Consider the following 12,524-nt stretch of genomic DNA (forward strand, 5'->3'; position numbering starts at 1 on the left):
CGTCCAGGACGTCCACATCCCCGAGGACGACACCCAGGAGTCCGACCCGCGCGTCGTCTGACCCGTTCCCCCCGCACCGACGCCCCGGTGCCGTTCGGCCCGGGGCGTCGGTGCGGGGGGAACGGGTCAGACGACGCGCGGGTCGGACTCCTGGGTGTCGTCCTCGGGGATGTGGACGTCCTGGACGGTCACGTTGATCTCGGCGACCTCCATGCCGGCGATGTGCTGGATGGCGTCGGCGACGGCGGAGCGCACGTCCTCGGCGACCTTCTGCAGCGGCGCGGGGTACTCGGCGACGATGGTGATGTCGGCGGCGACCTGGCGCTCGCCGACCTCGACCTTGACGCCCTGGCCGCGGTCGTCGTTGCCGATCGCACTGCGGATGGCGCCGATCGCTCGGGCCGCTCCTCCGCCGAGGGCGTGAACGCCCGGGACCTCGCGCGCGGCGATGCCGGCGACCTTGGCGATGACGCCGTCCTCGATCACGGTGCGTCCGGATCCGGTGCTGGTCTGACGGGTGGTGGTCGCGGTGGTCTCGGCCATGGTCTCCTCTTTCGCTCGGGGCCCGATCGCTCGATCAGGCGGGGTATGCAGGTAGGACGCTCCGTCGACGCCGAACGTCACGGTCGGATCCGGCCCGCCCAGGCAACTGCCAGAGAGGCGGGCCGGGCCGGGCCGGTCCTCTCAGGAACGCGGTCGACGCCCGTCGATTCGCCCTCGGCCCGGTGCTGTGGTGGCATGGAGCCGTGACCGACGCGACCGCCCCGCAGGCGCCCCTCCCCGATCGGACGGCCGCGCGCATGCGCCCGCGCGCCCTGCTCGTCCTGGCCCTGATCGGCGCGGTCGGCGGGACCCTGTCGGGCGCGTTCGGCGTCGGCGGCGGGATCGTGATGGTGCCGATGCTGATCGCGTGGGCCGGGATGGACCAGCGCCGCGCCTCCGCCACCTCGCTGCTCGCGATCGCTCCGACCTCGGTCGCCGGAGCGTTCGGCTACGCCCTCGCCGGCCAGGTCGCCTGGGTCCCGGCGGCGGTGATCGCGGCTGCGGCGATGCTCGGGGCGGTGGCCGGATCCTGGCTGCTCGCGCGGCTGCCTCTGGGGGTGCTGCGCTGGATGTTCGTGGCGCTGCTCGTGGCCGCGGCGGTGCGGATGGCCGTGTTCGGCTCGAACGACACCGGCGACGTCGCCGAGGGCTGGGGCGTGTGGCCCGGGTTCGCGGGGCTCGGCGTCGGGATGGGCGTCGCCTCCGGCCTCTTCGGCATCGGCGGCGGAGCGATCGCCGTGCCGGTCCTGGTCGGCGCCTTCGGGCTCGCGGACCTCCTGGCCAAGGGCACCTCGCTGGCCGCGATGATCCCCACGGCGGTCACCGGCTCGATCGCGAACGCCCGGCGCGGCCTGCTCGACGTGCGCGCGGGCCTCGTGGTCGGGCTCACCGCGACGGCGTTCTCCTTCGCCGGAGTGGCGCTCTCCTTCCTCCTGCCGGCGCGCGTGTCCGGGATCCTCTTCGCGGTCCTCCTCCTGCTCGCGGCGGTGCAGCTCGCCCTCCGCGGGCGGCGCCGCTGAGCCCTGCACGACGCGGACCCCCGCCGTCAACGCCCTGTCCGATCCGTCGCAGACGCTCGTAGCGTCGTCGCGATCGGGCGCGGGCCCGGAGGGGCGGGAGCACGATGGAGCAGCAGCAGCGCGAGCAGCAGCAGCAGCGCGAGCAGCAGGGCCGGCAGCAGCGGCGAGGGGGCGGCGCGAGCCTGCACCGGGACGTCGCGCCCGGGGTGCACCGGCTCGAGCACGCCTGGACGAACCTCTACCTGATCGAGGAGGCCGGCCGGCTGACCGTCGTCGACGCCGGACTCCCGAGGACGTGGCCGCACCTGGTCCGTGCGCTGGAGGTGCTCGGCCGCTCGCTCGGCGACATCGACGCCCTCGTGCTGACCCACGCGCACTTCGACCACCTCGGCGTCGCCCGCAGCCTCGTCCGGCGGGGCGTCCCCGTGCACCTGCACGCGGCCGACGAGCCGCTCGCCGCGCAGCCCTACTCCTACCGCCGCCAGCGCACGCCGTTCGTGTACCCGCTGCTGCACCCCTCCGCGATCCCGGTGCTCGGAGCGATGGCCCGTGCGGGCGCGCTCGCGGTGCCGCCCGTGCACGGGACCCTGCCGCTGACCGCCGGAGCGGTGCTCGACGTGCCCGGATCGCCCCGCGTGCTCGCGACTCCGGGGCACACCGACGGGCACGTCTCGCTGCACCTGCCCGAGCGCGATGCGGTGATCGGCGGAGACGCCCTGGTCACGCTCGACCCCTACTCCGCGCGCACCGGCCCGCACCTGGTCGCGCGCGCCGCGACCGCCGACACGGCGCAGGCCCTCGACTCGCTGCGGGTCCTCGCCGGGACCGGGGCGCGGACACTCCTGCCCGGCCACGGCGCGCCCTGGCGCCTGGGCGTCGCGGCGGCGGCCGAGCTCGCGGCGCGGACGCCGATCGCCTAGGGCGCGCCGCCGCAGGCCGCTCAGAGGCCGGTGGCCTGCCTCCCCGGCCGACCCGGCCCCGCAGCCGTGGCACCATCGGAGATGATGTCGATCCCCGGTCCCGCATGAGCGCGGTCAGCTACCAGGCCGCGTCGATCCCCCTCCGCCTGGCCAGCGCCGGCATGGTCGTCGCCCTCCCCGTCCTCGCCGTCGAGCGTCTCGGCGACGTCGCGCTCGGCGGTGCCCTGACCGGAGCGGCGCTCTTCCCCGCCGTGATCGCCGCGCCGCTGGTCGGCACGGTGCTCGACCGGGTCCGCCGCCCCCGCCGGCTCCTGGTCGGCGCCGCGCTCACGACCGCCGTCGCCTTCGCGGTCGCCGCCTTCCTCGGCGAGGTGCCGACGCCGCTCATCGTGGTGCTGCTGCTCCTCGCGGGGCTCGCGACGCCCGTCTACATGGGCGGCATGTCGAGCTTCGTCACGAGCGCCATCCCGGAGCCGCGCCGCGCCTACGCGCAGGACTCGCTCTCGTACACGGTCGCCTCGATCAGCGGGCCGGCCATCGTGGGCCTCGCGGTCGGAGTCGGGGGAGCGCGGACCGCGATGCTCGCCATGGCGGTCCTCGCCCTCATCGGCGTCGTCGGGTCGCTCGGCCTGGCGATGGAGGCCCGTCCGGCGCCGACCGTCGGCGTGCTGCGGACGATCGTCGCGGGCGTCACCCACCTCGTGCGGCACCGTCCGATCGCGGTGGTCACCTCGGCGGGCACGCTCAGCCAGGTCGCGGGCGGAGCGGCGGGAGTCGCGGCGATCAGCCTCTCGGTGGAGCGGCTGGGCAGCACCGACGCCGCCGCGTGGATCCTGACCGCCTTCGCCGTGGGCGGCCTGCTCGGCGCCCTCGCCGTGGCGGCTCGCCGCTGGACCCGCCGTCCGCCGGCGTGGACCATGGGCGCCGCCTACATCGCGACCGGCGCCGTCCTCCTGATCGCCGTCCCCGACCTGGGCGTCGTCGTGGCGATCGCCGCCTTCGCGGTCGCGGGCGTCTTCACGGCCCCCTCGAACGCGGCGATGCTGCTGCTGCGCGACCAGGAGAGCCCTGCCGCCGTCCGCTCGCAGGTGTTCACGATCGGCGCGGGGCTGCGCTCCGCCGCCGCGGCCGTCGGCGCCGTGCTGGCGGGAGCGGCGTCCGGCCTCGGAGCCTCCTGGCTCGTCTCGGGGATCGCCGTGGTCTGGATCGGCTCCGGCCTGCTCCTGCGCCTGTTCCCCGCGCGCGACCGCGACTGACCCGGGCCGCGCGCGGAGCGCTCGGCGGGACCGGCACCTCCGCGCGCGGGGATCGCGATCAGGCCGCGACGCCCGCCAGCGTGCCCGTGCTCGGCCCGTTCGGGTCGGTGATCATGCAGTTGATCGTGCGGTCGCCCGTGCCCCAGCTCTCGGCGGTCGGGTAGTAGTAGCTGAAGTCGTACGCCGAGTCCTGGTAGCCGATCCCGGTGAACGACTCGAACGCCGTGACGCAGTCGGTCTCGGCCTGCTCCGTCGCGACGGACTCGCCCGGGTACTCGTCGGCGTCGGCCATCGTCAGGTTCTGGAACACCTCGTAGACGTGCGGGTCGGTGCAGGGCACGGTCGGCACGTCGGTGACCTCGGTCGCCTCCTCGCTGAGCTCGCCGTTCAGGCAGTCGCCCACGCGCAGCTGGAAGACGTCGGTCGTCCCGCCCTCGGTGATCTCCCCGGTCTCGTCGTCGCGGGTCTCGCCTCCCATCAGGCCGTTCAGGCCCGAGCAGCCGGTCAGGCCGAGGGCGAGGGCCGCGCCGGCGGCCAGGACGAGGGCGGTTCTGCGGCGGTTCATGGCGACTCCCGGGATCAGCGGTACGGAGGTGTTCCTGTGACGACTCCCAGGCTAGAGGTGCAGGGCATCCGTCCCGAGGGGGATGCACCCGATCCGGATCTCCACTTTCCGGAGTAGCGGACGCTCAGCCCGGTCCGGTCGAATGGGGTCATGGCTCAGAAGACGGTCGCAGACCAGCTCATCGCTCAGCTCATCGACGCCGGCGTCTCCCGCATCTACGGGATCGTCGGCGACTCGCTGAATCCGATCGTCGACGCGGTGCGCCGCAGCGGCGGCTCCGAGAAGGGAGGCATCGACTGGATCCACGTGCGCAACGAGGAGGCGGCCGCCTTCGCCGCCGGCGCGGAGGCGCAGCTCACCGGGCGCCTCGCCGTCTGCGCCGGCAGCTGCGGCCCCGGCAACCTGCACCTCATCAACGGCCTCTACGACGCGCACCGCTCCTCCGCCCCGGTGCTCGCCATCGCGAGCCACATCCCCAGCAACGAGATCGGCTCGTCCTACTTCCAGGAGACGCACCCGGACAGGCTCTTCGTCGAGTGCTCGAACTACCGCGAGCTGATCTCGACCGCCGCCCAGGCTCCGCGGGTCGTCAACGCCGCGATGCGCAGCGCGGTGGCGCTCCGCGGAGTCGCCGTGGTCACCCTCCCCGGCGACATCGCCGAGCTGGAAGCGGTGGACGGCTTCCCCGCGTTCGTGCTGCCGTCGACGCCCGTCCTGGTCCCCGCCGACGCCGACGTCCGCGCCCTCGCGGATGCGATCGACCAGGCGCGGACCGTCGCGATCTTCGCGGGCGCCGGAGTGCAGAACGCGCACGACGAGGTCGTCGCCTTCGCCGAGCTGGTGGGCGCGCCCGTCGGGCACAGCCTGCGCGGCAAGGAGTGGATCCAGTACGACAACCCCTACGACGTCGGCATGACGGGCCTCCTCGGCTACGGAGCGGCTCACGCCGGCATGCACGACGCCGACCTGCTCCTCCTCCTCGGCACCGACTTCCCCTACGAGCAGTTCCTCCCCGACGCCTCGAAGGTCGTGATCGCTCAGGTCGACAGCGACGCCTCGAAGCTCGGACGCCGCGTCAGCGTCGCGCACCCCGTCCACGGCGACGTGGCGGCGACCCTCACCGCGCTGACCCCGCTCGTGCAGCGGAAGGACCACCGCTTCCTCGACAAGACGCTGAAGAAGCACGAGAAGCTGGTCACCGGAGTCGTCGGGAAGTACACCGAGGTCGGCACGCGCAGCCCGATCCACCCCGAGCTCGTCGCGTCCACGCTCGACGGCCTGCTCTCCGAGGACGCGATCGTCACCGCCGACACCGGCATGGGCAACGTCTGGCAGGCCCGCTACATCACCCCCAACGGGAAGCGGCGCCTGCTCGGCTCGTACATGCACGGCTCGATGGCGAACGCGCTGCCGCAGGCGGTCGGCGCGCAGCTCTCGCACCCCGGTCGCCAGGTCGTCTCGCTGAGCGGCGACGGCGGGCTCTCGATGCTGATGGGCGAGCTGGTCACGGTCGCCGCCTACCGGCTGCCCGTGACGATCGTCGTGTTCAACAACTCCACGCTCGGGCTGGTGAAGGTCGAGATGCTGGTCGACGGCTTCCCGGACTTCGCCGTCGACGTGCCGATGGTCGACTACGCGAAGGTGGCGGAGGCGATCGGCATCCGCGGGATCCGCGTCGAGGACCCGCGCGACGTGGAGGAGGCCCTCCGCTCGGCGCTCGCCGACGGCGGCCCGGTCCTCGTCGACGTGGTGACGGATCCGCTCGCCCTCTCGCTCCCGCCCACGATCACGGGCGCGCAGGTGAAGGGCTTCGCGCTGGCGGTCTCGAAGATCGTGATGAACGGAGGAGCGGGCGAGGCCGTCGCGCTGGCCCGCACCAACATCAAGCACGCTCTCCGATGATCGACGCCCGAGCGCTCGCGAGCGGCACCTGGTTCGTCCGGGGCTCCTCGCTGCCGCTCTGGCGCTCGCGGTCGGGGGTGGCGATCACGTACGCGCCGCTCCCGACCGGCGGGATCGGCGACGTCGTCAGCTGGCGCGGCCGCACGCGCTCGCACTACGTGGTCGGCATCGACACCCCCGACCCGCACGATCCGTCCGGCTTCCGCTGGCGCGGCGTCGAGCCGCTGACCCTCCTCGCCCGCAGCCGCTGGTCGTTCGTCGCCGCCGACGAGGAGGCGGGCTGGGCGCTCACCCGCTTCGCCCGGACTCCGTTCACGCCCGCCGGCGTCGACGTGTACGTCCGAGAGCCGCACCCGGCCCGCGGCGTCCTCGCGGCGGCGCTCGCCGCCTGCGCCGCCGACCCGCGCACGTCCGCGCTGCGCCCGCGCCTCTTCGAGGTCGCGCCCTGATTCCTGAGCGCGCGCCCTCCCGTGAGGGGTCACGAACGGTCGTCATCCGAGCGGGATGACGACCGTTCGCGTCCCCTCGGCGGTCGTCGATGCGGAGCCCGTTCCGCGAGTGCTCGTCGCAGGCGCTCGACGGAGCGCTCGGGGTGGGGGACGAACTCGGCGCCGACGATGCGGACGACGCGGACGCCGATCGAGGCGAGGTCGTCGTAGCGGCCGAGGTCGCGCGCGAAGCGCCGGTTGCTGGTGCGGTGATCGTCGCCCTCGTACTCCCACGCGACCCGCTCCGCGGGGTACCAGCCGTCCGGACGCCCGATGAAGACCCCGTCGGAGTCGAACAGCGGCTCCTGCAGCACCGGCTCCGGGAGGCCCGCCCGCACCGAGGCGAGCCGGAACCGCGACTCCTGCCGCGACTCCGCCCCGTCGCGCACCAGAGCGAGCGCCGCGCGGAGCCGCACCGAGCCCCGACCGCGGAAGGCCGACGCGCGCTCCCGCAGGTCGGGCAGCGGCACCCAGGGCCGTCGATCGGCCGGATCGCCGACGACCGGCGTGCGCACCAGCGCGTCGCCCACCGCGACGAGGTCGTCCGGCTCGAGGAGCGCGGAGAGATGGCAGAAGAGCGAGGCCGGATCGGTGAGGGGCAGTCCGCGGCGCAGGACGCGGCGGACGTCGGGATCGGCGAGGGCGTGGCCGACGACGTTCCGGTGCCGGGGAGCGCGTCCCGGCCGGCGGACGCTGACGTGCACCGGCTCGTCCGCAGCGGCGGGCGGGAGGTCGAGCGGCCAGAGCCGCGCCGCCGTCACGTGGCTCAGGAGCGCCTCCGGACCGACCAGCGCGAGGAGCGCCTGCGCGCGCAGGCGCAGGTCGGGGTCGGGGTCGGCGGTGCGGACCCCGTGGAAGGGCCGGTGGAGGTCGGAGCTGCGGAGCCGCCCGCGGCTCAGTCCGCTCGCGCGAGCGTCAGCGACGGTGAAGGCGCGGCCGCGGAGTCCGACCGGAAGCGGCGAGGGATCGTGCATCCGGCCACTGTCCCGCCTCCCGATCTTGTGAACCGGTTCTCCACAGGTCGGATCCTGCGCCCTTCCCGCTCGACCGCGTCCAGGCGTCACGAACGGCCGTCACCCTGCCCGGATGACGACCGTTCGTGACGCCTCGGCGGGCCCCTGAAGCCCGCCGGGCGCGTCACTCGCCGAGCGTGATCGCCTGCGCCTCGACGAGCTCGGGCTCGGGCTCGTGGGCGTCGGCGCGGGCCAGGGTGCGGCGTCCGAGCAGCACGATCAGCGCGGCGACGGCGACGGCTCCGGCCGCGGCGTACATCGGGAAGGCCGGCGAGATCGCCGCGGCCAGGGCGGAGGCGGCGGGCGGGGCGATCGCGCCGCCGAGGAAGCGGACGCCGGAGTAGGCGGACGAGGCGACGGAGCGGGGCAGGTCGGTCGCCTCCATCACGCACTCGGTGAGCACCGTGTTGACGACTCCGAGCAGCAGGCCGCCGACGATGATGCAGACGATCAGGCCGACACGGGATGAGATCACGAGGCCGCCGGCGATCAGGTCGAGCGCGAGCAGCAGCAGCACCGAGCGCAGCACGACGGTGCGCGGGAGGCGCCGGGTGAGCAGCGGAGCGACGAACACGGAGGTGACCGCCACGCCCAGGCCCCAGCCGAAGAACGTGAAGCCGAGGCCCATCTCGTCCAGCCCGAGCGGGTAGGGCGTGTAGGCGAGCAGCACGAAGAAGCCGATGTTGTAGAACAGGGCGGCGCCCGCCAGCGTGCGGATGGCCGGGACCTTGAGGGCCGCGAAGGGCGCCGAGAGCGGAGTCGGAGCGGGCTTCGGGCCGTCCTCGCGCAGGAGCGTCGCGATGGCGATGAAGCCGACGGCCATCAGCACGGCGGTCCCGAAGAACGGGCCGCGCCACGAGACGCTGCCGAGGATCCCGCCGAGCAGCGGGCCGATGGCGATGCCGATGCCCAGCGCGGCCTCGTAGAGCACGATCGCCGCGGAGGAGCCTCCGCTCGCCGCGCCGACGATGGTCGACAGGGCGGTCGAGATGAACAGCGCGTTGCCGAAGCCCCAGCCCGCGCGGAAGCCGATGACGCCCTCGACGCTGCCCGCCGTGCCGGCGAGCGCGGCGAACACCACGATCAGCACCAGGCCGATCATGAGGGTCTTCTTGGCGCCGATGCGGCTGGAGAGCCAGCTGGTGAAGAACATCACGACGCCGGTGATGACGAGGTAGCTCGTGAAGAGCAGCGAGGTCTCGGTCGGAGTCGCCTGCAGGCTCTCGGCGATGGCCGGGAGGATCGGGTCGACCAGGCCGATCCCCATGAAGGCGATCACCGCGGCGAAGGCGACGGCCCAGACGGCCAGCGGCTGCTTCAGGATCGAGCCCTGGGCGGGCGAGTGGGGGGAGGTGGTCACGGCGTAGAGCCTTTCTCGGGGGAGGAGGGGACGGGGGTGCCGGCGATGCGGGCGACGCGGGCCTCGACGAGGGTCGCGGCGCGCTCGAGGGCGAGGCGGTCGTCCTCGTCGAGGTCCTCGAACAGCGGGGCCAGGGCGGCCTCGAGGCGGAGACGGTGCTCGGCGAGGGCGTCGAAGCCGGCGGGAGTGCCCTCGATCAGCCAGGCGCGGCCGTCGCCGGCGTCGTGGACGCGGCGGATCCAGCCGGCCTCGTCGAGCCGGGCGATGATCCCGGTCATCGTCGGCTGGGTGACGCGGGCCCGCTCGGCGAGCTCGCCGAGGCGGGAGGGGGAGGCGGTGCGCAGCTCGGCGAGCGTCGACCAGACTGCTCCGGACTGCGCGCCGAGCCCTGTCGCTCCGCTCGCCCGCCCCGCGAACCGCGTGAGGGCGGTGGCGGCGGAGGCGAGACGCACGGGGGCACTGGAATCGGGCACGAGAAACAATATAGCACGCCTATGTAGTTCGGTCGAGGGCGCTTCGAGTCCACCCTCCATCGGGCGCACTCACTGACGTTCTCCTCCGCTTCTGTGACAGGATCGTCCGTATTCGCGCGTCCACTCCCGCGATCACCGACGGAAAGAGAAGTCATGTCCCCCAGCGAGCACGACGTCGTCGTGATCGGAGCCGGTGCCACCGGACTCACCGCGGCGCTTCGGCTGCAGCAGCACGGCCTCGACGTCGTCGTCGTCGAGGCGCGCGAGCGGGTGGGCGGTCGGCTCGAGACCCGCGTGGTCGACGGGCAGCTCCTCGAGCTCGGCGGCCAGTGGGTCTCGCCGGACCAGACGGCGCTCCTCGAGACCCTCGACGAGCTCGGCCTCGGCACCTACTCCCGCTACCGCGAGGGCGAGAGCGTCTACATCGGCGCCGACGGCTCCGCCCGCCGCTTCACCGGCGACATCTTCCCGGGGAGCGAGCGCACCGAGTCCGAGATCTCCCGTCTGATCGAGGTGCTCGACCGCCTCGTCGCCGAGACGGATCCGGCGGCGCCGTGGACGCACCCGCTCGCCCGCGACTACGACCGCATCACCTTCGCCGCCTGGCTGGAGCAGCAGAGCGACGACGAGGAGGCACGGGCCAACATCGCCCTCTTCCTCGCCGACGCCATGCTCACCAAGCCGGCGCACGCCTTCTCCCTCCTCCAGGCGCTCCTCATGGCCGCGAGCGCGGGGAGCTTCAGCAACCTGGTCGACGCCGACTTCATCCTCGACAAGCGCGTGATCGGCGGCCTCCAGCAGGTCCCGGAGCGGCTCGCCGAGCGCCTCGGCGCCGAGCGCGTCCTGCTCGGGCACCCGGTCCGCTCCGTCCGCCACGGCCACGACGGGGTCGAGGTGCGCGCCGACGGCGTCGTCCTCCGCGCCCGCCGTGCGATCGTCGCCGTGCCGCCGAACCTCGTCGGCCGCATCTCGTTCGACCCGCCGCTCCCGCGCCTGCGGCAGCAGGCCCTGCAGCACCAGTCGCTCGGCCTCGTGATCAAGGTGCACGCCACCTACGCCACGCCCTTCTGGCGCGCCGACGGCCTCTCCGGCACCGCGTTCAGCCCGCACTCGCTCGTGCACGAGGCCTACGACAACTCGAACCACGGGGAGGAGCGCGGCACCCTGGTCGGCTTCGTCTCGGACGAGAAGGCCGACCGCGTGCTCGCGCTCGACGAGGCGGAGCGGAAGGCCGCGATCCTCGACTCGCTCGCCGCCTACTTCGGCCCGGCCGCACTCGATCCGGTCGTCTACTACGAGAGCGACTGGGCGTCCGAGGAGTGGACGCAGGGCGCGTACGCCGCGAGCTTCGACCTGGGCGGGCTGACCCGGTACGGCGCGCTGCAGCTGGAGCCGGTGGGTCCGCTCCGCTTCGGCACGAGCGACCTCGCCGCCGAGGGCTACCAGCACGTCGACGGCGCCGTCCGCGTCGGCAGGCGCCTGGCACAGGAGATCATCGACGAGGACGGCGCGACCGCACCGGCCCCCCAGCGCGAAGGAGCACAGCCCGCATGAGCACCCACTACGCCGTGATCGACCCGGCCACGGGGGAGACCCTCCGCGAGTACCCGACCCTCGGCGACGCCGAGCTGACCGCGGCGATCGGCTCGGCGCAGGACGCCTACTCCTCGTGGTCGCGAACCGTGCCCGTCACGACCCGCGCGGCGCTGATCGCCCGCGTGGCAGAGCTGCACGTCGAGCGCGCCGACGAGCTCGCGGCGATCATCGTCCGCGAGATGGGCAAGCCGCTCGACCAGGCGCAGGGCGAGGTCGGCTTCGCCGCCGACATCTACCGCTACTACGCCGAGAACGGCGAGGCCTTCCTCGCCGACGAGCCGATCGAGCTCGCCGAGGGCACCGGCTCCGCGCTGATCCGCCGCGCCGGGCTGGGCGTGCTGCTGGGCATCATGCCGTGGAACTTCCCCTACTACCAGGTGGCCCGCTTCGCCGGCCCGAACGTGGTCGCGGGCAACACGATCCTGCTCAAGCACGCGCCGCAGTGCCCGGAGTCGGCCGCCGCCATCGCCGACATGTTCCGCACCGCGGCCGAGGAGCTGGGTGCGCCCGCCGGCGTCTACGTGAACCTCTACGCCACGAACGAGCAGACCGCGACCGTCATCGCCGACCCCCGGGTCCAGGGCGTCTCCGTCACCGGCTCCGAGCGGGCCGGCGCGGCCGTCGCGGAGCTCGCGGGCCGCCACCTGAAGAAGGTCGTGCTCGAGCTCGGCGGCTCCGACCCGTTCGTGCTCCTGTCGACCGACGACCTCGACAAGGCGGTCGAGGACGCGGTCGCCGCGCGCCTGGACAACAACGGCCAGTCCTGCAACGCCGCGAAGCGCTTCATCGTGATCGACGAGCTGTACGACGCGTTCGCCGAGAAGTTCACGGAGGCGTTCACCCGCGCCCAGCCGGCCGACCCGTTCGCGGAGGGCACCCTCCTCGGCCCGCTCTCCTCCTCCGCCGCGACGGAGCGACTCGAGGCGCAGCTGGCGGCCGCGCGCGAGCAGGGGGCCACCGTCCGCGCCAGCGGCGAGGTGACCGGCAACTTCTTCCCGCCCGCCGTGCTCGAGGGCGTCACGCCCGAGATGGACGCCTACCGCGAGGAGTTCTTCGGCCCCGTCGCCGCGCTCTACCGCGTCCGCGACGAGGACGAGGCGATCGCCCTCGCGAACGACACCCCCTACGGCCTCGGCTCCTACCTCTACACGACAGACCAGGAGCAGGCGCTGCGCCTGGCGGACCGGATCGACGCGGGGATGGTCTGGATCAACCTCGTCCTCGGCGACGCGGCCGAGCTGCCCTTCGGCGGCGTGAAGCGCTCGGGCACCGGCCGCGAGATGGGCCGCCCCGCCCTCGAGGAGTTCGTGAACAAGAAGCTCATCCGCATCGCGTGAGACGGGCGCGGGCCGGGCCCCGGAGTCGATCCGGAGCCCGGCCCGCAGCCGC

The 12,524-nt window shown here is 73.8% G+C and carries 12 protein-coding genes; 7 read left to right on the forward strand and 5 right to left on the reverse strand.

The window, feature by feature from the left end; genetic code table 11:
- Positions 1-126: 126 nt before the first annotated feature.
- A complete protein-coding gene (locus C5C30_RS03830) occupies positions 127-543 on the reverse strand; it encodes an Asp23/Gls24 family envelope stress response protein (RefSeq protein ID WP_104225148.1) in 417 nt (138 codons plus the stop codon).
- A 203-nt stretch (positions 544-746) separates the two neighbouring features.
- Between C5C30_RS03830 and C5C30_RS03835 the strand changes: the two genes are divergently transcribed.
- From C5C30_RS03835 to C5C30_RS03845, 3 genes are all read left to right on the forward strand, one after another.
- Positions 747-1,562, forward strand: a complete 816-nt coding sequence (locus C5C30_RS03835; protein WP_104333211.1) for a sulfite exporter TauE/SafE family protein — start codon at positions 747-749, stop codon at positions 1,560-1,562.
- A 104-nt stretch (positions 1,563-1,666) separates the two neighbouring features.
- Positions 1,667-2,482: an MBL fold metallo-hydrolase gene (locus tag C5C30_RS03840; RefSeq protein ID WP_104333212.1), complete on the forward strand. Its 816-nt coding sequence runs from the start codon at positions 1,667-1,669 to the stop codon at positions 2,480-2,482.
- 104 nt (positions 2,483-2,586) lie between these two features.
- Positions 2,587-3,738, forward strand: a complete 1,152-nt coding sequence (locus C5C30_RS03845; protein ID WP_104262790.1) for an MFS transporter — start codon at positions 2,587-2,589, stop codon at positions 3,736-3,738.
- A gap of 58 nt (positions 3,739-3,796) precedes the next feature.
- Here C5C30_RS03845 and C5C30_RS03850 read toward each other — a convergent pair whose 3' ends face one another.
- Positions 3,797-4,303 (reverse strand): septum formation family protein, encoded by a 507-nt coding sequence (locus C5C30_RS03850; protein WP_104226088.1) that lies wholly within the window; start codon positions 4,301-4,303, stop codon positions 3,797-3,799.
- A 150-nt stretch (positions 4,304-4,453) separates the two neighbouring features.
- On the opposite strand from C5C30_RS03850, the gene C5C30_RS03855 reads away from it, so the two are divergent.
- Together C5C30_RS03855 and C5C30_RS03860 are read left to right on the forward strand one after the other, a co-directional pair.
- Entirely contained in the window at positions 4,454-6,205 is a 1,752-nt protein-coding gene (locus C5C30_RS03855) for a pyruvate dehydrogenase (RefSeq protein WP_104333213.1), read from the forward strand.
- A complete protein-coding gene (locus C5C30_RS03860) occupies positions 6,202-6,654 on the forward strand; it encodes a hypothetical protein (protein WP_104225142.1) in 453 nt (150 codons plus the stop codon). Before C5C30_RS03855 ends, C5C30_RS03860 begins: the two co-directional genes overlap by 4 nt.
- 29 nt (positions 6,655-6,683) lie before the next feature.
- Here C5C30_RS03860 and C5C30_RS03865 read toward each other — a convergent pair whose 3' ends face one another.
- The 3 genes from C5C30_RS03865 to C5C30_RS03875 all read right to left on the reverse strand — a co-directional run bounded on the left by C5C30_RS03865 (position 6,684) and on the right by C5C30_RS03875 (position 9,539).
- On the reverse strand, positions 6,684-7,667 hold the full coding sequence (locus tag C5C30_RS03865) for a hypothetical protein (RefSeq protein ID WP_104333214.1): 984 nt from the start codon (positions 7,665-7,667) through the stop codon (positions 6,684-6,686).
- Positions 7,668-7,830: 163 nt separating this feature from the next.
- Positions 7,831-9,066 carry an MFS transporter gene (locus C5C30_RS03870; protein ID WP_104333215.1) on the reverse strand — a complete coding sequence of 412 codons (1,236 nt, stop codon included), beginning with the start codon at positions 9,064-9,066 and terminating at the stop codon, positions 7,831-7,833.
- Complete coding sequence (locus C5C30_RS03875) at positions 9,063-9,539, reverse strand: MarR family winged helix-turn-helix transcriptional regulator (protein WP_181131440.1); 477 nt, start codon at positions 9,537-9,539, stop codon at positions 9,063-9,065. The genes C5C30_RS03870 and C5C30_RS03875 overlap by 4 nt, the downstream gene beginning before the upstream one ends.
- A gap of 153 nt (positions 9,540-9,692) precedes the next feature.
- Here C5C30_RS03875 and C5C30_RS03880 point away from each other — a divergent pair, with 153 nt between their 5' ends.
- Together C5C30_RS03880 and C5C30_RS03885 are read left to right on the forward strand one after the other, a co-directional pair.
- Positions 9,693-11,093, forward strand: a complete 1,401-nt coding sequence (locus C5C30_RS03880) for an NAD(P)/FAD-dependent oxidoreductase (RefSeq protein ID WP_104333217.1) — start codon at positions 9,693-9,695, stop codon at positions 11,091-11,093.
- On the forward strand, positions 11,090-12,472 hold the full coding sequence (locus tag C5C30_RS03885) for an NAD-dependent succinate-semialdehyde dehydrogenase (protein ID WP_104269731.1): 1,383 nt from the start codon (positions 11,090-11,092) through the stop codon (positions 12,470-12,472). Before C5C30_RS03880 ends, C5C30_RS03885 begins: the two co-directional genes overlap by 4 nt.
- The last annotated feature ends 52 nt before the right edge of the window (positions 12,473-12,524 follow it).

This window comes from Rathayibacter sp. AY2B5, assembly GCF_002931645.1.
Classification (GTDB): domain Bacteria; phylum Actinomycetota; class Actinomycetes; order Actinomycetales; family Microbacteriaceae; genus Rathayibacter.

Coding starts and splice junctions, on each gene's coding strand:
- C5C30_RS03880 (WP_104333217.1), top strand. CDS start 9,693: ATGTCCCCCAGCGAGCACGACGTCGTCGTGATCGGAGCCGGTGCCACC.
- C5C30_RS03885 (WP_104269731.1), top strand. CDS start 11,090: ATGAGCACCCACTACGCCGTGATCGACCCGGCCACGGGGGAGACCCTC.
- C5C30_RS03855 (WP_104333213.1), top strand. CDS start 4,454: ATGGCTCAGAAGACGGTCGCAGACCAGCTCATCGCTCAGCTCATCGAC.
- C5C30_RS03845 (WP_104262790.1), top strand. CDS start 2,587: ATGAGCGCGGTCAGCTACCAGGCCGCGTCGATCCCCCTCCGCCTGGCC.
- C5C30_RS03865 (WP_104333214.1), bottom strand. CDS start 7,667: ATGCACGATCCCTCGCCGCTTCCGGTCGGACTCCGCGGCCGCGCCTTC.
- C5C30_RS03850 (WP_104226088.1), bottom strand. CDS start 4,303: ATGAACCGCCGCAGAACCGCCCTCGTCCTGGCCGCCGGCGCGGCCCTC.
- C5C30_RS03830 (WP_104225148.1), bottom strand. CDS start 543: ATGGCCGAGACCACCGCGACCACCACCCGTCAGACCAGCACCGGATCC.
- C5C30_RS03840 (WP_104333212.1), top strand. CDS start 1,667: ATGGAGCAGCAGCAGCGCGAGCAGCAGCAGCAGCGCGAGCAGCAGGGC.
- C5C30_RS03860 (WP_104225142.1), top strand. CDS start 6,202: ATGATCGACGCCCGAGCGCTCGCGAGCGGCACCTGGTTCGTCCGGGGC.